Annotated in this window: 16 protein-coding genes; 10 read left to right on the plus strand and 6 right to left on the minus strand. The window is 69.5% G+C overall.

The genetic code is table 11. The annotated features are described in order from the left end of the window. Nucleotides 1-5 precede the first annotated feature (5 nt). From EPO51_RS12430 to EPO51_RS12445, 4 genes are all read left to right on the plus strand, one after another. A complete protein-coding gene (locus tag EPO51_RS12430) occupies nt 6-2,045 on the plus strand; it encodes an alpha/beta hydrolase family protein (RefSeq protein ID WP_293350874.1) in 2,040 nt (679 codons plus the stop codon). Between the two features lie 89 nt (nt 2,046-2,134). Further along, a complete protein-coding gene (locus EPO51_RS12435) occupies nt 2,135-3,097 on the plus strand; it encodes a hypothetical protein (RefSeq protein ID WP_293350876.1) in 963 nt (320 codons plus the stop codon). Nucleotides 3,098-3,256: 159 nt separating this feature from the next. Beyond that, nucleotides 3,257-3,700 (plus strand): helix-turn-helix domain-containing protein, encoded by a 444-nt coding sequence (locus EPO51_RS12440; protein WP_293350878.1) that lies wholly within the window; start codon nt 3,257-3,259, stop codon nt 3,698-3,700. A 139-nt stretch (nt 3,701-3,839) separates the two neighbouring features. Beyond that, nucleotides 3,840-4,529 (plus strand): YceI family protein, encoded by a 690-nt coding sequence (locus tag EPO51_RS12445; protein ID WP_293350880.1) that lies wholly within the window; start codon nt 3,840-3,842, stop codon nt 4,527-4,529. Here EPO51_RS12445 and EPO51_RS12450 read toward each other — a convergent pair. From EPO51_RS12450 to EPO51_RS12460, 3 genes are all read right to left on the minus strand, one after another. Next, nucleotides 4,510-6,063, minus strand: coding sequence for a class I adenylate-forming enzyme family protein (locus EPO51_RS12450; protein ID WP_293350882.1), 1,554 nt, complete (start codon nt 6,061-6,063; stop codon nt 4,510-4,512). The two genes, EPO51_RS12445 and EPO51_RS12450, sit on opposite strands and share 20 nt — an antisense overlap. A gap of 22 nt (nt 6,064-6,085) precedes the next feature. Further along, nucleotides 6,086-7,573, minus strand: a complete 1,488-nt coding sequence (locus EPO51_RS12455) for an MFS transporter (protein WP_293350883.1) — start codon at nt 7,571-7,573, stop codon at nt 6,086-6,088. A 148-nt stretch (nt 7,574-7,721) separates the two neighbouring features. After that, entirely contained in the window at nt 7,722-8,993 is a 1,272-nt protein-coding gene (locus EPO51_RS12460) for a TetR/AcrR family transcriptional regulator (RefSeq protein WP_293350885.1), read from the minus strand. Nucleotides 8,994-9,107: 114 nt separating this feature from the next. Here EPO51_RS12460 and EPO51_RS12465 point away from each other — a divergent pair, with 114 nt between their 5' ends. Further along, entirely contained in the window at nt 9,108-10,280 is a 1,173-nt protein-coding gene (locus EPO51_RS12465) for a CaiB/BaiF CoA transferase family protein (protein WP_293350887.1), read from the plus strand. Between the two features lie 103 nt (nt 10,281-10,383). Further along, entirely contained in the window at nt 10,384-11,955 is a 1,572-nt protein-coding gene (locus EPO51_RS12470) for a flavin monoamine oxidase family protein (RefSeq protein WP_293350889.1), read from the plus strand. 313 nt (nt 11,956-12,268) lie between these two features. Here the strand turns inward: EPO51_RS12470 and upp are convergent, their stop codons facing one another. From upp to EPO51_RS12485, 3 genes are read right to left on the minus strand one after another with little or no spacing between them, the layout of a single operon-like run. Next, the gene (upp, locus tag EPO51_RS12475) at nt 12,269-12,898 is read right to left on the minus strand and encodes a uracil phosphoribosyltransferase (RefSeq protein WP_293351133.1); all 630 of its coding nucleotides are present in this window, start codon (nt 12,896-12,898) and stop codon (nt 12,269-12,271) included. Nucleotides 12,899-12,924: 26 nt separating this feature from the next. After that, nucleotides 12,925-14,088, minus strand: coding sequence for a DUF1688 family protein (locus EPO51_RS12480; protein WP_293350892.1), 1,164 nt, complete (start codon nt 14,086-14,088; stop codon nt 12,925-12,927). A 2-nt stretch (nt 14,089-14,090) separates the two neighbouring features. Next, nucleotides 14,091-15,347 carry a GTP cyclohydrolase II gene (locus EPO51_RS12485; protein ID WP_293350895.1) on the minus strand — a complete coding sequence of 419 codons (1,257 nt, stop codon included), beginning with the start codon at nt 15,345-15,347 and terminating at the stop codon, nt 14,091-14,093. Between the two features lie 285 nt (nt 15,348-15,632). Here EPO51_RS12485 and EPO51_RS12490 point away from each other — a divergent pair, with 285 nt between their 5' ends. From EPO51_RS12490 to EPO51_RS12505, 4 genes are read left to right on the plus strand one after another with little or no spacing between them, the layout of a single operon-like run. Beyond that, the gene (locus EPO51_RS12490) at nt 15,633-16,394 is read left to right on the plus strand and encodes an urease accessory protein UreD (RefSeq protein WP_293350898.1); all 762 of its coding nucleotides are present in this window, start codon (nt 15,633-15,635) and stop codon (nt 16,392-16,394) included. Beyond that, nucleotides 16,395-16,697 carry an urease subunit gamma gene (locus tag EPO51_RS12495; RefSeq protein WP_293350901.1) on the plus strand — a complete coding sequence of 101 codons (303 nt, stop codon included), beginning with the start codon at nt 16,395-16,397 and terminating at the stop codon, nt 16,695-16,697. A gap of 10 nt (nt 16,698-16,707) precedes the next feature. Beyond that, on the plus strand, nt 16,708-16,938 hold the full coding sequence (locus EPO51_RS12500) for a hypothetical protein (protein WP_293350904.1): 231 nt from the start codon (nt 16,708-16,710) through the stop codon (nt 16,936-16,938). Beyond that, nucleotides 16,935-17,240 carry an urease subunit beta gene (locus EPO51_RS12505; protein WP_293350907.1) on the plus strand — a complete coding sequence of 102 codons (306 nt, stop codon included), beginning with the start codon at nt 16,935-16,937 and terminating at the stop codon, nt 17,238-17,240. Before EPO51_RS12500 ends, EPO51_RS12505 begins: the two co-directional genes overlap by 4 nt. Nucleotide 17,241: the final 1 nt, after the last annotated feature.

The raw sequence follows: 17,241 nt of genomic DNA on the forward strand, positions 1-17,241 counted from the left end.
TCGGGATGCGCTTGGCGGTACTGGCGACGGTGATGGCTCTGGCGACCGCGGGCGCGGTCTCGGCCCAGGCGCCGGACGGTCCCTCGAGGATCTTCGGGGCGCGCGACCTGTTCGGCCTGCAGATGGCCAGCGATCCGCAGGTGCGCCCGGACGGCGGCGCGGTGGCCTATGTGCGGCTCGCCAACGACATCATGACCGACCGGGCGCGGCGCTCGATCTGGCTGGTGGACACAGCCACCGGCGTCCAGACCCCGCTGGTGGTGGACGACGCGGCCAACATGTCGCCCCGCTGGTCGCCGGACGGCTCGCGCCTAGCCTATGTGGCCGCGGGGCCCGACGGCGCGCAGCTCTACGTCCGCTGGATCGCCTCGGGCCGCTCGGCGAAGGTGGCCAGCCTGGAGCAGGCGCCCAACGACATCGCCTGGTCGCCGGACGGCAAGACGCTGGCCTTCACCATGCTGACCCTGGACGAGGGCCGGCCCCTCGCCCCGCCGATCAAGCGGCCCGAAGGCGCCAAGTGGGCCGAGCCGCTGAAGGTGATCGACCGCATCACCTACCGCGCCGACGGCGAGGGCTTCCTGAAGTCGGGCTACCGGCACGTCTTCGCGGTCTCCGCCGACGGCGGCCAGCCGCGGCAGCTCACCTTCGGCAAGTTCGACGACGCCGGCCCGATCGACTTCAGCCGCGACGGCAAGTCGGTGCTGTTCTCCACCAACCGCGCCGAGAACTGGGAGCGCGACCCGCAGGAGTCCGAGGTCTATGCCGTCAGCGTCGCCGACGGCGCCTTGGCCCGCCTGACCAACCGCGTGGGTCCCGACGGCGCCCCGGCCGTCTCGCCGGACGGTTCGAAGATCGCCTATGTGGGCTTCGACGACGCGCGCAAGCGCGGCTACGAGAACCAGCGCCTCTACGTCATGGACCGCGACGGCAAGAACAGTCGCGTGCTGACCGGCGCCCTGGACCGCAGCGTGGGCGCCCCGCAGTGGGCCGCCGACGGCAAGAGCCTCTACGTCCTCTACGACGACCAGGCCGTGCCGAAGGTGGCCCGCGTGACCCTGGACGGGAAGATCGAGACGGTGGTCTCGGGCCTGGGCGGCGGCGGGCTGGACCGGCCCTACACCGGCGGCGCGTTCTCGGTGGGCCGGAACGGCGTGGTGGCCTTCACCGACGCCTCCACCGCCCGGCCATCCGACCTCGCCATCTGGCGCGGCGGCAAGGCCCAGCGCGTCACCGACCTGAACGCCGACCTGTTCGCCACCAAGACCCTGGCCAAGGTCGAGGTCCTGCCGGTGACGTCCAGCTACGACAGGAAGCCGATCGGCGCCTGGATGGCCCTGCCGCCCAACTTCGACCCGGCGAAGAAGTACCCGCTGATCCTGGAGATCCACGGCGGCCCGTTCTCGGCCTACGGCCCGAGCTTTTCCACCGACGTCCAGCTCTATGCGGCGGCCGGTTACATCGTGGTCTATTCGAACCCGCGCGGCTCGACGGGCTACGGCGACGCGTTCGCCAACGAGATCGACCGCAACTACCCTAGCCACGACTACGACGACCTGATGAGCGTGGTGGACGCCGCCATCGCCAAGGGCTCGGTGGACGACAAGCGGCTGTATGTCACCGGCGGATCCGGCGGCGGCGCGCTGACCGCCTGGATCGTCGGCAAGACCGACCGCTTCCGCGCCGCGGCCACCCAGAAGCCGGTGATCAACTGGACCAGCGAGGTCCTGACCACCGACGGCTACAACTTCATGGCCGCCTACTGGTTCGGGAAGATGCCGTGGGAGGATCCGCAGGGGTACTGGGCCCGCTCGCCGCTCTCGCTCGTGGGGAATGTGAAGACCCCGACCCTGGTGGTGGTGGGCGAGCAGGACGACCGCACGCCGCCGTCCGAGGCCGACCAGTATTTCGCCGCCCTGCAGCTTCGCGGCGTGCCCACCGCCCTGGTCCGGGTGCCGGGCGCCAGCCACGGCGGCATCGCCGCGCGACCCTCGCAATCGGCCGCCAAGGCCGGGGCTATTCTCGCCTGGTTCGAGCGCTACAGGTGAATTGACGTCGCGCCGCGGTTGCGCGCGGATGCCAAGCTTCACAGAACATGGTTTATTGCCGCCCCATGTCGAGGCGGGTCACATAGGGCATGGCGCGAGACGCCCCCAACAGCAGCATCCGCGTCGCGGCGCGCCTGGCCAACGGCTTCGCGCTCGACCTGGCGAAGCTGGGCGGGTTCGGGCGCGACGTGATCGACGGCCTGTTGATGGTGGCGATCAGCCAGGCCAACGTCGCCCAGATCACCCGCAACGCCGAGCTGCAGCGCCGCTACGCCACCCTGGACCAGCCGCCGCCGGACGACATGCGCCGGCCGGTCAGCATCAGCGCCATCGCCAACTCGCTGCGGATCCCGTTCGAGACCGCGCGCCGCCGGATCTCCGCCTTGGTGGAGGCCGGCGTCGTCCGCACCGCCCCGCGCGGCGTGGTCATCCCGGCGGCCCCGCTCAACTCGCCCTTCTACCGGATAGGAGCCGAGGCCAACTACGGCCTGGTCCGCGCGCTGTACTTCCGGCTGCGCGGCGTCGGCCTGCTTGAGGACCTGCCGCGCCCCAGCGGGCCGGCGTTCGATCCCGACCATCCGCCCGTCCGGCTGGTGATCCGCCTGTCGTCCGACTACCTGCTGCGCCTCGCCGAGCCGGTGAGCCTCTACATGGGCGACCTGGTCTCCGGCCTGATCCTCATGGACATGATCCACGCCAACACCGAGCACCTGCCCGACACCGAGGCCGGCGACGCGGACGGCGACTGGTCAGCCGAGGGCTTCGTGCCGGACCACATGCGGCGGCCCGTCCGCGCCACGTCGCTGGCGGACCGCCTGGGCATTCCGCAGGAAACGGTCCGGCGCCATCTCCAACGCCTCATCGCCGCCGACCAATGCGAACGAAAGGAGGACGGATACCTGGCGTCGGCCCGCATCCTGGCCCGCGCACCGTTCGTCCAGTACATGCTGGACAATCAGTCGCACCTTCACCGGTTGTACGCCGGACTCGCGGATTTCGGTGTTCTCTCCGAGTGGGAACGCGAAATTCTTGCCCTTCGCGGGGCAGCCTGACCGAAACGGGAACGCGGCATGCCCCCAAAATGGGTAGGCGGTCGTTTCCAAGCTGGGCCACGCTGCCTCAACTTATAGACGTACCTCGGGGGAGGTACGGGCGCGGGGGCTGCATCATCGGGGGGTGATGCGGCTCCCGCATCACCGAAGTCGGGGAACATGACAAGGCCATTGGAACGAGAGATCGAAGGTTCGCCCCTGCCGGGCGTGACCGAGATCGGGCGGGGTGACGGGCCCCATCCGGTCGACCGACACGTGGGCCTGCGCATCCGCATGCGCCGGAAGGAAATGGGGGTCAGCCAGGAGCGCCTGGCTGAATCCCTCGGCATCACCTTCCAGCAGGTCCAGAAGTACGAACGCGGCGCCAACCGCGTGAGCGCGTCGAAGCTGTGGGAAATCGCCTCGGCGCTGAAGACGCCGGTGGCCTACTTCTACGACGGCCTGGGCGACCAGGACGCCATCGCCGCCCAGCGCGACGCGGCCCAGGAGTTCATGCTCTCCAGCGAGGGCATGGAGCTGATGGCCACTTTTCCGCGCATCGCGGAGCCGGCCATCCGGCGCAAGATCGTCGAACTCGTCCGCGTCGTCGCGGAAGAGGGCTAGGTCGCCGTTCCGCTCGTTCCGGCCAACGCCGGAGTGAGCGGGCGATCCAAGCCTCAGAAGATCGGTTCGCAACGCCCGATGTCGGGAACAAGGTTGCCTGCGCGTCTTTCAATCGACAACCATGACCCATGGAGCCGATATGAGAGCCGTCCTGATCCCGATCGCCCTGGCTACGCTGGCCGCCTGCTCCCCTCGGCCCGCGGGCGCGCCGAAGACGGCCGCTGCGGCGCCCGAGACCAAGGCGGCTCCGGCCGTCGCCAAGGCTCCCAGGGAGGCCCCTGCGGGCGTCTACACCCTCGACCCGGAGCACACGAGCGTGGTGTTCCGCGTGCCGCACATGGGCCTGTCCCGCTATACGGCGCGCTTCACCAGGGTCGACGGCCAGCTCACCTTCGATCCGGCCAATCCGGCCGCCCAGAGCGTGACCGCGACCATCGATGCGGGCTCCCTGGCCACGTCCTACCCAGATCCGGCCAAGCTCGACTTCGACGCCCAGGTCGAGAAGGAATTCCTGGACGCCGCGAAGCACCCGCAGATCACCTTCCGCTCGACCAAGGTGGAACCGACCGGCGCGGAGACCGCCCGGGTGACCGGGGACCTCACCCTGCATGGCGTGACACGGCCTGTGGTCCTGGAGGTCACCTACAACGGCGGCTACAAGGGCGGCGGCATGGATCCGAACCCCCGCATCGGCTTCTCCGCCCACGGCAGCTTCAAGCGCTCCGACTTCGGGATCGCCTTCGGCGTCCCGGCTCCCGGGACGACCTTCGGCGTCGGCGACGACGTCGAAGTGATCATCGAGACCGAGTTCACGAAGCCTGCGGGCTAGCCGGCTGGTAGCCGTCGCGCAGCTCGCGCTTCAGCACCTTGCCGATGTGGCTGCGCGGCAGGGCGTCGACCAGCCGCAGGTCCGCCAGCCGCTGGGTCTTGCCGACCCGGCCGTTCACGAAGGCCTTCACCTCATCGGCGGTCGTCGTGGCGCCCGGCTTCAGGGCTACGAAGGCGACCGGCGTCTCGCCCCAGGCGTCCGACGGCGCCCCGACCACGGCGGCCTCCAGCACCGCCGGATGCTGCGCCAGCTCGGCCTCCAGGTCGCTCGGATAGATGTTGAAGCCGCCCGAGATGATCATGTCCTTCTTGCGATCCATGAGCGTGAGGAAGCCGTCCTCGTCGAAGCGGCCCACGTCGCCCGTGCGGATGAAGCGCAGCCCGTCCGGGCTGTACCATTCGGCTTCGGACGTCTTGCCCGGCTGGTTGTGGTAGCCGACCATCATCGCACCCGAGCGGCCGACCACCTCGCCGACTTCGCCCTGCGCGACTTCTCGGCCGTCCTCGCCGATCAGGCGAATGTCGTGGCCCGGCAGGGGCCGACCCACGGTGTGCAGCTTGTCGGGGAACTCGTGGGCCTGCAGGCCGCAGGAGCCGCCGCCCTCGGTCATGCCGTAGAACTCGACCAGCCCGCCCGGCCAGCGGTCCAGCACCTGCCGCTTCAGCTCGGCGGAGAACGGCGCCGAGGTGGCGAACTTCATCTGGTAGGACTTGAGGTCGTAGCGGTCGAAGTCCGGATACTCCATCAGCCGCCGGTACTGCACGGGCACCAGCATGGCGTGGGTCGCGCGGTGCTTCTGCGACAGCTCCAGGAAGGACTTGACGTCGAACTTCGGCATCAGCACCGCCGTGCCGCCGTTCGAGATGGTCGGCAGGTACGAGACCAGCGTCGTGTTCGAATAGAGCGGGGTCGAGATCATCGTCACCGCGTCGGCCGGATAGACGCCTCGCCGCATCTGGCCCCAGCGCATCCGGTGCGGCTGGACGATGCCCTTCGGCGCCCCGGTGGTGCCGGACGAGTAGATGATGTTGAAGCCCTGGTCGGGATCGACCTGGTGCAGGGCGGGTTTCGAGCCCTCCGGCGCCAGCCACTGTTCGAACGGGACACCGGCGTCCGAACCGTCCAGCGAGACCCGCTTGGCGGTCACCTGATCCAGGACGCCCGCCATGTGCTGAGCCAGTTGGGCGTCCAGGAAGAACACCTTCGCGCCGCTGTCGTTGAGCTGGACGATAAGGCTCTCGGGCGTGGACGACGGCGCCAGCGGCGCCACCGTGGCCGCGGCGCGCAGGATCCCGAAGAAGGTCGCGCCATACTCCGCCGAGGTGGTGGCGCAGATCGCCGCCACGTCCGCCTTGCCGACGCCGTCGCGTTGCAGGGCCGCAGCGATACGGTCCATCAGGGCGTCGAGCTCGTTGTAGCTGATGGTGCGCTTAGCATCGACCAGCGCCGGCTTGGCCGCATGCTCCACGGCGTGGGCGCGGATGACGTCGGCGATGGTCCCGAAATCCTGGGACAGCAATTCTTCGGCGGTCACGAACCAACTCCTGGACTTGGGATCAACTCAGCTTGGACTGCCCGCCTGCGGGCTCGCCCTCCTGCGCCAGGTCGGCAGCGGCCGCAAGCTTGCGCAGGGTCTCCATGTGGCTGGCCCGGCTGATGCCGTAGCCCAGCAGCAGCAGAGCGGCGACGCCATACAGCACCATCTGGGTCGGCACGTAGACCAGGCCGAGACCCCGCACGACCTCCGGCGCCACGGTCCCCGGCTTGGCGCCGGTCGGGAAGCCGATCGCGCCGACGATCATGCCGGAGGCGAAGATGCCCAGGCCGGTGGTGGACTTGTTGGCGAAGGCGATGGCCGCGAAGAACAGGCCCTCCTGCCGCCGCCCGGTCTTGAGCTCGGCGTCCTCGACCACGTCGGCGATCATCGACGAGAAGAGGATGTTGGCCACGATCCCCAGGCCCACCGACAGGATGTTGGTGACGAAGATCGTGCCGAAGATCAGCGGAGAGTCGTTCTCTGGGAAGGCGCCCACGAGCCGCAAGGCGATCGGACCGATCTGGAAGGCCAGGCCAGCCGGGATGAGGAGGATGGCCGTCGGCCGCTTGTCGAAGCGTTTGGCCAGGCGCGGAGCGGCCATGAACGCCAGCACCGCCGCCGCCAGGCTGGAGAAGCTGAACAGCGCGATCTCACCCGCCCCGAACTCCCAGTAGTAGGTCGCGAAGTACAGGTTGATCGCGAAACCCAGCCCGATACCCGCATACAGGAAGAAGCTGGCGGCGAGGATCATCAGGAAGTTGCGGTTGTGAAGGGTCCCGACCATCTCGCGCGCCAGCCGGCGGATCGTGGCCCGCTGCCGGGGCGGGTCGCGGAGGTACGGGATCTGCCCGTGGGTGCCGATCGAGGTGACCAGGATGGCGAACAGCATCAGGCCGGCCGCGAACATGCCGTAGGTCGCATAGCCCTGCGGATTGAGCTGGCCCACCGGATACGCCGCGGTGGGTTTCAGGAACACCGCCAGCGCCAGGCCGTACATGGCCAGCCCGCCGGCCCAGCCGAACAGGTAGCGATAGCTGAGCAGCCTGGTCCGCTCGTCGTACTCGGTCGTCAGCTCGGCGGCGAGCGCGGCCGAGGGGATCTCATAGCAGCTGATGAAGCTGCGGATCAGCACCGCGACCGCAACCAGATAGGCCACCTGCCCGCCCTGGCTCCAGCCGGTGGGCGGGTTCCAGATCAGCATGAAGGAGAGCGCCACCGGGATCGCCGCGCCATACATCCACGGATGTCGTCGCCCCCATTTCGAGCGCGTGTTGTCCGAGAGCTGGCCGATGATCGGATCGATGAAGGCGTCGAGGATCAGCGCCATCATGATCGCCAGGCCGACCGTCTGCGCCGGCAGGCCAACGACCTGGGCATAGAAGAAGGCCAGGAAATAGGAGAAGCCGTTGTCCTTGATCCCGAAGGCCACCGATCCGAAGCCGTAGAACAGCCGTGTGGAGGCGCCGAGCCGGCGCGCGCCGGGATGCGCCGTGGTGTCGGTGGCCAAGGGGAGGTCCTCCGGGAGTGCGCGGCGTTCGCCGTCTGCCTGTGCCGCATACGTGGGGGAGCCGCTCGGCGACGTCAATCCATTTGAGCTTCTGGTACGGACATCCGGCTTGAGCGGTGGAGCCCGCCAGTTGAGTATCCGGTATTGCCTAGCCGGCCGCCGGCGACGCCAGGCCCTCGAATAGCGGCCGCACGTAGTGCTGGACCACCGTCTCGGGCGCCATGCCCGGGGTCCAGTAGTGCAGCTCGGCCGCCGCGTTGATCGCGGTGCTGATGATCTGCGAGGCGATGTTCACGTCCACCGGGGCGACGGAGCCGTCGGCGATCCCGTCGCACAGGATCGAGGCGAACCGGTAGGAGAGCCGGTTGAAGCGCTGCATGAGCTGCGGCCGCAGCGCCTCGGGGACGGCGGTCAGGGCGGAGGTCCGCAGCAGCGGCGCCTCGCCGCTCACCTGGTGCTCGATCAGGGCGGCCACGATGGACGCCAGCACCTCGAGGCCGGAACCGCCCTGCTGCTCGGCCGCATGGATCGCCCGCCACATGATGTCGAAGGTGCGCTCGAAGCAGGCGACGACCAGGTCATCCTTGGTCTCGTTGTGGTGGTAGAAGGCGCCCTTGCTGACGTTCAGCCGCGCGGAGATCCGCTCGACGGAGGCGCCGTGATAGCCCTCCTCGTTGATCAGGCAGGTGGCCGCCTTCAAGAACAGCTCCGACGAGGCGCTGGCGCTGGGTCCGTCCTCGCGGGTCAGGCGGAGCGGCTTCGGCGCCGGCCAGGCGGCGCCCTTGGCGACGAGGCCGTGGGTAAGGATGCCGGCCATCCGGTCGGCGGTGCGCGGATAGTCGGACAGCTCGGTCTGGTGCTGCCACGCGACGATCCAGAACATCTCGCTCAGCAGCAGGTGGGCGCGCGCGTTGCGGTGCAGGCGCGGCAGGAGGTCCGGCCCCGCCAGCAGGCGCCGGAAGCTGCGGAACATGTCCACATAGACCTTGTTCACGACCTCGGAGTTCAGCGCGCGGACGTCGTTGAACACCGGCAGGGCGTCGCCCTCGCCCACCTCGACCTGTCGCGCATGGTCGAACCAGGCGTGGATGAAGGCCGACAGCCGTTCGGCGACGGTGGCCTCGCCGGCCCCTGCGGCGATCAGCGCCTCATAGGCCTCAACGCCCTTCAGGAAGGCGGCGGCGGCCAGCTCCTCCTTGTTGCGGAAGTAGTAGATGACCCCGGTCGGCACGAGGTCCAGGCGCGCGGCGACGTCGCCCAAGGTCATGCCGCGCACACCCTTGCGGTTCATCTCCGCCACCGCCGAACAGACGATGGCGTTGCGCTTGGCCTCGTAGCGCCGGGTGGGCTGGCGCCGTTCCGCCGGGTTGCTCCCCGCCTGGTTCTTCGACGAGGCCCCATCGTCGACTGTCATCCCCATGCCATCGTCTTAGCGGAGTTCGGGCGGCGTCTCCATGGCCCCTTCCGCAGGGTCAGTTGTGGCAAGTCGCGCCGCGGGCTTAGTTGGCTCCAACTGTTGTGCGGGAGGTGCGCCATGCTGCTCGAGGGCTTGAAGGTCGTGGAGATGGCCACCTGGGTCGCCGGGCCCAGCGCCGCCGCCGTGCTGGCCGACTGGGGCGCCGAGGTCGTCAAGGTCGAGAGCCCGATCGGCGACGCCACCCGCGTCTACTATCCCGACACCCCCGAAAACCCCGGCAATCCAATCTTCACCAACGAGAACCGCGGCAAGAAGGGCGTGCTGCTGGACATCTCCAGGCCTGAAGGCCGCCACGCGCTGAAGGCCCTGCTGCGCCAGGCCGACATCTTCATCACCAATGTGCGGCCCGGTTCCATGAAGCGGCTGGGCCTGGACTACGAGAGCCTCAAGCCCGAGATGCCGAACCTGATCTACGGGGCGGTGACCGGCTATGGCCTGGTCGGACCGGAAGCGGACACGCCAGCCTTCGACATGACCGCCTTCTGGACCCGCTCCGGCGTCGCGCACGCCACGATCCCCCCGGACCAGGAGCCGTTCGCGTCGCGGCCGGGCTTCGGCGATCATGTGACGGCCCTGGCCACGGTCTCGGCGATCCTGGCGGCGCTGCACGAACGCCATTCGACCGGCCGCGGACGGCTGGTCGAGACCAGCCTGCTACGGGCCGGCGCCTATGCGATCAGTTGGGACCTCGCCATCCAGCTCCGCTTCGGCGAGGTGGTCACCGCCCAGCCGCGCGACGAGCGGCCGGGTCCGATGTCGGGCTTCTTCCGCACAAAGGACGATCGGTGGCTGCTGCTGCTGCCGCGGACGCTGGACTGCTTCACCAATCTGATGATCGCCCTGGACCGCCCTGAGATCCTGGCCGAGCCGCGCTACGATCCGCCGGTGACCGACATGGACACGGTGCGCGAGATCCGGGCGGTCGTCGACGAGGCCTTCGCCCGGATGACCCTGGCCGAGGTGGGCGAGCGGCTGACCGCCGGCGACCTGGCCTGGGCTCCCATGGGCACCCTGGCCGAACTCGCGGAGGCGGACTTCGCCCGCGACGCCGGCTGCTTCGAGGTCGTGGACGATGGCTGGGGCGTACCCTGCCGCGTGCCCGCCTCCCCCGCCCGCTTCCCCGAAGGCGCGCCGCCCGTGAGCCGTCCCGCGCCGAAGCTGGGCGAGCACACGCGTGAAGTGCTGGAAGCCGCCGGCCTAACCGCAGCCGAGATCGACGCTGTGCTCTGAGGCGGGCAATTCGCAACGCGAAGGCCCACGGACAGCGAACGACGTATTGCCAGTCGATGCGGCGCGGTGACACTTGACCCTGCGTTGACGGGGGTTTGCGACCATGGGGATTTCGCGGCGGGCGTTCCTGGAGCGCGTGGGCAAGGCCGGTGGCTACGGGGCGATGTTCGTCACCATGCAGGGCCTGGGCCTGCTGGCGGTGTCCAAAGCCTATGCGGGTCCGCCGCAACTGCCGGCCGGCAGCGGCAAGGGGATCAAGGTGGCCGTTCTGGGGGCCGGCATCGCAGGGCTGGTCGCGGCCTACGAGCTGCGCAAGGCCGGCTACGAGGTCACCGTCCTGGAGGCCCGCGAGCGGCCCGGCGGCCGCGCCTGGAGCGTGCGGCGCGGCACGGTGATCCAGCAGGACGACCGCCCCGACCAAGTCGTCGACTGGGACGCGGGAACCCACCACTACATGAACGCCGGCCCGGCCCGCATCCCGCAGACCCACCACGCCATCCTCGGCTACTGCCGCGACCTCAACGTGCCGCTCGAGGTGATGGTCAACGGAAACCGCAACGCCAAGCTGGACTACAAGGGCAAGGTGGTCAGCAACGGCCAGGCGATCAACGACACCCGCGGGGCCTTCTCCGAACTGCTGGCCAAGGCCATCGACAAGGGCGCCCTGGACCGCGAGCTGACCGGCGTCGACAAGCAGCGGCTGCTGGGCTACCTCGGCGCCTACGGCGACCTGGACCCCAAGCACGTCTATTCCAACCGCGAGGCCCGCGCCGGCTTCAAGAACTGGCCGGGCGGCTACGATCACCCGCCCAGCGGCGCCGATCCGCTTCGCCTCTCCGACCTCATGCAGGCCCAGTTCTGGGGAATCTCCGGCTTCTTCGAGGAACTGGTCGAGATGCAGGCGACCATGCTGCAGCCGGTGGGCGGCATGGATCGCATCAGCTACGCCCTCTACGAGCAGGTGAAGCCGACGGTGACCTTCGGCGCGGTGGTCAAGGAAATCCGTCGAAGCGGCAAGGGCGCCAAGATCGCCTACGCCGTGGACGGCGCGGCCCGCACCCTGGACGCCGACCATGTGATGATCACCATCCCGCTGCCGGTGCTGGCCAAGATCCCGGCCGACTTTTCGCCTCGGGTCCAGGAGGCCGTGGTCTCCGGCGGCAAGACCTATGCCCACGGCACCAAGGTCGGCTGGCAGTCGCGCCGGTTCTGGGAGCAGGACGACTTCCAGTTCGGCGGCCTGGGCTGGACCGACGAGCCCAACGAGCTGGTCTGGTATCCGTCCGGCGGCTTCGGCGAGAAGACCGGCGTGCTGGTCGGCGCCTATTCGATCGGCTTCTCAGGGTTCATGAACCCGCCGAAGTACGCGGCGATGTCGCTGGAGGAGCGCTTCGCCGTTTCGCGCCGGGTGATCGAGAAGTTCCACCCCGGCCGCGGCAAGGAACTGGAGAAACCGTTCTCGGTCTCGTGGAAGCACACCCCGTTCAGCGAGGGCGTGGCGGTGAACTGGAGCCCCAACCAGCGGGCCGGAGACTATGCCGTGCTCTGCAGGCCGGACGGCCCGTTCTACTTCGCCGGCGAGCACATGAGCTACATCAACGCCTGGCAGGAAGGCGCCGCGCTGGCGGCCCACGAGGCGATCAAGCTGATCCAGGCCCGCGTCTCGGCGGCCTGACGCTCCGCCACGAAAAAGGGCCGCGCGGTTCGCCGCGCGGCCCCAAGTTCGAGGAAGGAGAACGCCCCGAGAGGGCAAGCCCACAATGTGACCGGGGTTCACCTGGCGACAGCAGACACCGGTGTCCGCAGGCCGTTTTGCCGCCGAACGCCCACCATCGAAGCACGACCTGCCCCGGGCGCCCGAATCCTCGGCAAGAGCTTGTCGTCGGAGCTATCGCCGGTTCGCTTGAACCGGCGATAGCTCCAGACCTTTGCTTGAGAGATGGACCGTTCGTCGTGCGGGGGCCCACCCAACCTGGTCGACGAATGGTCTAGCGCGTGCCGTACATGCGGTCCCCGGCGTCGCCCAGGCCGGGCAGGATGTAGCCGTGGTCGTTCAGGCGCTCGTCGATCGCGGCGGTCCAGAGGCGCACGTCGGGATGATGGCCCCGGAACTTCGAAATTCCCTCAGGAGAGGCCAGCAGGCAGGCCATGCGGATCGACCTGGCGCCCGCCTCCAGCAGCCGGTCGACGGCGGCGATGGCGGTGTTGCCGGTGGCCAGCATCGGGTCGATCACCACCACGGTCCGTTCGGCGATATCGAGCGGCGCCTTGAAGTAGTATTCCACACAGGCCAGCGTGGCGGGGTCCCGGTAGAGGCCGACGTGGGCCACGCGGGCGGCGGGCACCAGGTCCAGCATCCCGTCCAGCATGCCCATGCCCGAGCGCAGGATCGGCGCGAACACCAGCTTCTTGCCGGCCAGTTGCGGCGCCTTCATCCGCATCAGCGGGGTCTCGATCTCGACCTCTTCCATCGGCAGGTCGCGGGTCACTTCGTAGCAGAGCAGCGCGCCGATCTCCTTGAGGAGCTGGCGGAAGCTCTTGGTCGAGGTGTCCTTCTTCCGCATGAGGGTCAGCTTGTGCTGCACCAGCGGATGGTCGACGACGGTGACGCCCTTCATCTCCCGAACCATCTTCAAGAATCCCCTTAGAAAACCGTGCCGTCGGAGATGACAGCGATGGGCGGCGACAGGTCGGGCCGCTTCTGCCCGGCGATCCGCCGGCCCGCGGCCCACGAGCCGCCCTCCAGCACCCGCGCCAGCGGGAAGTCCTCGGCGGTCACGCCCAGCCGCTCGCGGACCAGGGGCGCCAGTTTGTCCAGCAGGGCCACGGTCAGAGATCGCCAGCCCACCACCAACGGGCCGTCGACCGGATGGGCGCGGCCGGCGTCGGCCGAATCCTTCAGGACCAGGACGCCGGTGTCCACGAACAGGCCGCCGTTGCGGTATTCGGCGAGGCCCGTCAGCCCATCGACATCCACGACCTGGACGCCCGAGGCCTCGAGCGGTTCGATCAGCGAATAGCTCATCCACTGGCTGAGCTTGTGCAGCGGCACGAAGCCGTCGACCGCGGGATGCGTCCAGCAGTCGCCCAGCGGCACGCCGCCCAACGTCAGTCGACCCGGCCAGATCGGCCCCAGGGCCTGCAGCAGCACTTCCAGGATCACCGGCGCGGGCAGCCGGCCGTTCTCCGCGTGCCTGGCCATGACGTCGAACAGCGCGCCCGGCCGACCCACCGCCTCGCCCAGGCGGCGCAGCAGGGCCGCGCGACCCTCCAGACCCACCAGAGGGTTGTCGGACGTCACCTGGAACGCCTCGCCGATCATCGCCGCATCGACCTTGCCAAGCGCGTCGGCCCGCAGCGGGTCGCCGGGATCGGACGACATCGCCCCGGACTCGAAGAACCGCAGCGACGCCACGCCCAACCCTTCGGAACGGCCCAGCACCGCGCCGGTGGCCGCGTCGCGATAGCGCCACGCCGCGCCGGCGCCAGCGTCCAGCAGCACGGACGGGATCACCAGGTCGAACGCCGCCCGGCCCAGCTCGGCCGGATCCGACGGCTTCTCCCGCTCTGCCCAGAGGTCTCGACCACCCACCACGAAGTGCCGCCAGCGCGCATGGAACGGGACCTTCAGGTCGGGATAGTTCAGCCGCACGGTCTCGGCCGTCAGGTCGGCGGCGGCGTCCAGGCGCGCCAGGTCCAGCCGCCACTCCGCCAGGCCGCCGCCCTCGGCGATGGCCAGCATCTCATGGGCGCGGCTCCGCACCGCCGCCGCGGACAACAATCCGCGCGCGGTCTCACTCTCGCTCAAAGCTAGAATTCCTTCAGGTCGCGGCCGACGGTCTTCTTGAGGTCTTCCTCGGACGGCGCGCCTTCCGGCGTGAAATAGCCGGCCGCCTTCTTGGCCTCCATCTCGACGCTGGCGTCCTGCGGCACCAGGTCGTCGGGGATCGGCACCCGCTCGCCGATCTCGATGCCGCCGCCCACCAGGGCGTCGTACTTCATGTTGGACATGGAGACGAAACGGTCGATCCGGCGGATGCCCAGCCAGTGGATGACATCGGGCATCAGTTGCTGGAAGCGCGCGTCCTGCACGCCGGCCACACACTCGGTCCGCTCGAAATAGGTCGCCGCCTGGTCGCCGCCCGGCTGGCGCTTGCGGGCGTTGTAGACCAGGAACTTGGTCACCTCGCCCAGCGCCCGACCTTCCTTGCGATTATAGACGATCAGGCCCGTACCGCCCTCTTGCGCCTGGCGCGTCGCCTCCTCGATCCCGTGCGTGAGATAGGGCCGGCAGGTGCAGATGTCGGAGCCGAACACGTCGGAGCCGTTGCACTCGTCGTGGACCCGGCAGGTCAGCGGCACGCGCCGGTCGCCCAGCTTGGTCGCATCGCCGAAGATGTAGAGGGTCATCCCACCGATCGGCGGCAGGAACACGGCCATGTCCGGGCGGGTGACCAGCTCCGGATACATGCCGCCGGTCTGTTCGAAGAGCACGCGGCGAAGCTGCTGTTCCTCGACGCCGAACCGCGCGGCGACGCCGGGCAGATGCCAGACAGGATCGATGGCTGCCTTGGTCACGGCCACGTCGCCGCTCTCGTGCAGCACCTGGCCGTCGGCCTTCAGCCGGCCCGCGCGCATGGCCTCGGCGATCTCCGGCAGGGTGATCCGCGCCTTGGTCACCGCGATGGTCGGGCGGATATCGACGCCCTCGGCGATCTCGGCGGCGAAATCCTCGGCGATCCGGGCGCCCCAGGGGTCGAGCGACACGATCTTGCCCGGTTCGCTCCATTGCGGATGCGGCCCGACCGGCACGACGGGATGGGTGTTCACCAGCTCGGGCCGGACCATCGGGTCCATGGCGCCGGAGGCCACCGCGAGCGCGCGGTAGATCGAATAGGCGCCGCCGTGGGCGCCGATGGCGTTGCGGTCGGAGCCGGCGTTGGCGGTGGCCACCACAGGGCCGCGCACGCGGGCGGTCGGGGCGTCCCACACGATCGGAAAGCGGTTGGTCGCGCCGGCGCCCGGGTGCGACGTCAGACGGATATGCGATGTCCTGTTACCGGACATGGGGCTCAAACCTCCAGAGTCGAAAAGGCCCTGTCGCCGGGATCGCCGGCGCAGGGCCTTTGAGAGACGAGCATGATCCTAGTGCTTTGAGTTGGCAAGAAATGCTGAAGGCCCGCCCGGAAGCGGCGCCCAAAAAGCAGGCGTCGGCGATTGACGCGACCGCTCGCCCCAGCGTTGTCTGGACACCTTCAACACGCGCCTCACGGTGAGCCGGTGATCCAGGGGCCTGCTTCTCTGCCGGAACTTCCCAAACTTCAGCGCGCCCGAGGGGCGGGCCGCATCATCGTGGCCGCCGACGAAGGCCGGACGCGGCTGGCGCGTCTCTACCAGGACGGCTGCGGCAAGATCCGGCTGCCCCGCGACGCCCGGGCCGAAGGCCTGGAGGCGGTGCTGATCAACTCGTCGGGCGGCCTGACCGGCGGCGACTACATGGAGTGGCTGGCGACCGTGGGCGACGGCGCCCGCCTGACCCTGTCCACCCAGGCCTGCGAGAAGGTCTACCGCGCCCGCGACGGCCAGGCGCAGCAGCGGGTGGCCCTGATCCTCGGCGAACGCGCGCGCCTCGACTGGGTCCCGCAGGAGACCATCCTGTTCGACGGCGGGGCCCTGTCCCGCCGGCTTGAGGCGGACCTGGCGGACGGGGCGCGCCTGCTGGCCGTGGAGGCCGTCGTGCTGGGGCGGACCGCCATGGACGAGACCGTGCGCCACGGCGCGGTCCACGACCGCTGGCGCATCCGGCGCGAGGGCCGCCTGATGTTCGCCGACGACCTGCGGCTGGACGGGGCGATCGCCCAGATTGGCGCCTGCGCCCCCGTGCTGGCCGGCGGACGGGCCTTCGCCTCCCTGCTGCTGGTGGACGACGATGCGGGGCGCTATCTGGCGCCCCTGCGCGCCGCGCTGGGCGAGCGTGGCGGAGCCAGCGCCTTTGAGGGCAAGCTGTTCGCCCGAGTCGTGGCGCCCGACGGCTTCGCCCTGCGTCAGGCGCTGCTGCCGGCGCTGGAGATGCTGCGCGACGGCGAGCCCCTGCCCCGGGTCTGGAGGACCTGAATGAACCTGACGCCGCGCGAGAAGGACAAGTTGCTGGTCGCCATGGCCGCCGAGGTCGCGCGCAAGCGGCTGGCCCGTGGCGTGAAGCTGAACCACCCCGAGGCCATCGCCCTGATCACCGACTTCGTGGTCGAGGGCGCCCGCGATGGCCGCAGCGTCGCCGAGCTGATGGAGGCCGGCGCCCACGTCATCGGCCGCGGCCAGGTCATGGAGGGGATCGCCGAGATGATCCACGACGTCCAGGTCGAAGCCACCTTTCCCGACGGCACCAAGCTGGTCACCGTTCACCACCCGATACGCTGAGGAAACGCCCATGCAACGCAAGACCTGGAACAGAATCATCCCCGCCGTCGCCGGCCTGGCCGCCACGGTCGTCGCGGTCCTGCCCGCCTCGGCCCATGAGGGCCATCACGAGCAGATGCCGCTGGCGCAGGCGCTGCGGCACCTGGTCAGCCAGCCCGACCACCAGATCGCCTTCGCCGCGCTGGTGGTGCTGGCCGTCGTCGCCGGCTGGAGCTGGCGCCGGGCGAAGGCGCGCAAGTGATCCCGGGCGAGGTCATTCCGGCGGACGGCGACATCGAGCTGAACGCCGGGGCGCCGGTCACGACCCTGCGCGTGGCCAATACCGGCGACCGGCCGATCCAGGTGGGCAGCCACTACCACTTCGCCGAGACCAATCCGGCGCTGCGCTTCGACCGCGCCGCCGCCCGCGGCCAGCGGCTGGACATCGCCGCCGGAACCGCCGTGCGGTTCGAGCCCGGCCAGGAGCGGGACGTCAGCCTCGTGCCGTTCGGCGGTGGCCGGACCGTCTACGGCTTCCGCCAGGACGTGATGGGCGAGCTCTGAT

The sequence above is a fragment of the Phenylobacterium sp. genome (assembly GCF_004297125.1).
GTDB lineage: Bacteria > Pseudomonadota > Alphaproteobacteria > Caulobacterales > Caulobacteraceae > Phenylobacterium.

Excerpts from the sequence above, each read along its gene's own strand:
- EPO51_RS12430 (WP_293350874.1), top strand. The coding sequence starts at position 6 with ATGCGCTTGGCGGTACTGGCGACGGTGATGGCTCTGGCGACCGCGGGC.
- EPO51_RS12435 (WP_293350876.1), top strand. The coding sequence starts at position 2,135 with ATGGCGCGAGACGCCCCCAACAGCAGCATCCGCGTCGCGGCGCGCCTG.
- EPO51_RS12440 (WP_293350878.1), top strand. The coding sequence starts at position 3,257 with ATGACAAGGCCATTGGAACGAGAGATCGAAGGTTCGCCCCTGCCGGGC.
- EPO51_RS12445 (WP_293350880.1), top strand. The coding sequence starts at position 3,840 with ATGAGAGCCGTCCTGATCCCGATCGCCCTGGCTACGCTGGCCGCCTGC.
- EPO51_RS12460 (WP_293350885.1), bottom strand. The coding sequence starts at position 8,993 with ATGGGGATGACAGTCGACGATGGGGCCTCGTCGAAGAACCAGGCGGGG.
- EPO51_RS12465 (WP_293350887.1), top strand. The coding sequence starts at position 9,108 with ATGCTGCTCGAGGGCTTGAAGGTCGTGGAGATGGCCACCTGGGTCGCC.
- EPO51_RS12470 (WP_293350889.1), top strand. The coding sequence starts at position 10,384 with ATGGGGATTTCGCGGCGGGCGTTCCTGGAGCGCGTGGGCAAGGCCGGT.
- upp (WP_293351133.1), bottom strand. The coding sequence starts at position 12,898 with ATGAAGGGCGTCACCGTCGTCGACCATCCGCTGGTGCAGCACAAGCTG.
- EPO51_RS12485 (WP_293350895.1), bottom strand. The coding sequence starts at position 15,347 with ATGTCCGGTAACAGGACATCGCATATCCGTCTGACGTCGCACCCGGGC.
- EPO51_RS12495 (WP_293350901.1), top strand. The coding sequence starts at position 16,395 with ATGAACCTGACGCCGCGCGAGAAGGACAAGTTGCTGGTCGCCATGGCC.
- EPO51_RS12500 (WP_293350904.1), top strand. The coding sequence starts at position 16,708 with ATGCAACGCAAGACCTGGAACAGAATCATCCCCGCCGTCGCCGGCCTG.